A 1,287-nucleotide genomic window follows, 5' to 3' on the forward strand; every position below is an offset into this window, starting at 1 on the left:
CGCACAGGGCGCAGGTGCGGTTGGTCGGGTTCGCGTCCCCGACGACGGCCAGGGCGCGCCGCTGGGCGTTCACCGGCGCCGGCCCGAGGTCGCCGCGGGCGGGGTGGTGGTGGGCTGCTGGGTGGTCTTGGGCTTGGGGCGGCAAAAGTAGGTCTGGTGGGTGCCGAGGTGCTGGTTGGCCTCGGCCTGGGTCGGGACGTCCTGCGAGCGGATGCCGCAGTCGGGGCACGTGTAGTGCGCCATGATGGGAACTCCCTTGCTGTCCTTGCTGGGTGGTGGGGGCCGGGGCGCGGCGACGTTCTTGGCGGAGTGGCGCCGCGCCCCGGACGGAGCTAGCTGGCGCGCTGGACCGGCCGGGCCGGGAGCTGGCCGTGGACGGCGGCGACGTGGGCGGTCAGGTCGGCGGTCGAGCCGAAGCGGCGGCGGCAGGGGCCGCAGGCGAACAGGGCGGCGGTCGCGCGGTTGTTCGCGGCGCGCACGGTCGCGGGTGTCTTGCGGGGCATGGGTGGGGTTCCTTCCGTCGTGGGGCTCACTTGTCGGTCGTCGGGGTGTCGTGGGTGGCGGCGAGCCGGGCGGAGAAGCCCTTGCCCATCTGGGCGTCAACCTCGGCGTCGGAGACGCGGTCGCCGACCTTCCACTCGACCCAGCCCTTGTAGCCGGAGTCGCGCAGGTCGTAGACCCGGCCCTCGGCCTTGGTCAGCGGCTCACCCCAGTGGTCGGTGCGGCCCTTGGGGTCGAGCACCTCGTTGCGGTCACGGTCGTCGCGGCGGTACCTGCGGGGCATGACGATCTCTCCTGTCTGTCACTGTGTGACGGTTGGTGGGTGTGTTGGTCAGATCCGGCCGTTGCGGTAGAGCCGGTCGGCGGCCTGTTGGATGTGGCGGCGGTGGGTGCGGGCGAACTGGGCGGCGAGGTTCTCGGCGTGGCCCAGGTCGATGCCGATCTCGCGGCAGACCTTGCGGGCGTCGGCGAGGTCGGTCGAGCCGTCGAGGCCGGGGTAGCCGGTGATGAGCCGGGCGGCGGCGGCCCCGGCGAGCAGGAAGACGACGAACTCGAGGTCGGTGCCGCGCCAGGTGCGGCGGGTGGCCGTGGTCCGCCCGTGCCAGCCGCGGCCGCTCTCGGTCACCGTGGCGTGGAAGGTGGTGTGGCGGTTGTACTGCCGGCCGGCGACGACGTGGCCGGCCTCGTGGACGGCGACGATCCGCCGGTGGTCGGGCTCGGCGCGGCGCAGCAAGCTCACTTGGACGGCCCCCTTTCAACCTCTCGAAATGTGACTTTCTGTAACTA

The 1,287-nt window shown here is 72.7% G+C and carries 4 protein-coding genes; all 4 read right to left on the bottom strand.

What is annotated here, in order from left to right:
• Positions 1–69 precede the first annotated feature (69 nt).
• Positions 70–243 (bottom strand): hypothetical protein, encoded by a 174-nt coding sequence (locus G6R24_RS21010; protein ID WP_163550844.1) that lies wholly within the window; start codon positions 241–243, stop codon positions 70–72.
• Between the two features lie 89 nt (positions 244–332).
• Entirely contained in the window at positions 333–503 is a 171-nt protein-coding gene (locus G6R24_RS21015; RefSeq protein ID WP_163550845.1) for a hypothetical protein, read from the bottom strand.
• Positions 504–529: 26 nt separating this feature from the next.
• Positions 530–784 carry a hypothetical protein gene (locus tag G6R24_RS21020; protein WP_163550846.1) on the bottom strand — a complete coding sequence of 85 codons (255 nt, stop codon included), beginning with the start codon at positions 782–784 and terminating at the stop codon, positions 530–532.
• Between the two features lie 48 nt (positions 785–832).
• Entirely contained in the window at positions 833–1,240 is a 408-nt protein-coding gene (locus tag G6R24_RS21025) for a hypothetical protein (protein WP_163550847.1), read from the bottom strand.
• Positions 1,241–1,287 lie beyond the last annotated feature (47 nt).

This window comes from Candidatus Frankia nodulisporulans (assembly GCF_902806475.1).
Taxonomy (GTDB): Bacteria; Actinomycetota; Actinomycetes; order Frankiales; family Frankiaceae; genus Frankia; species Frankia umida.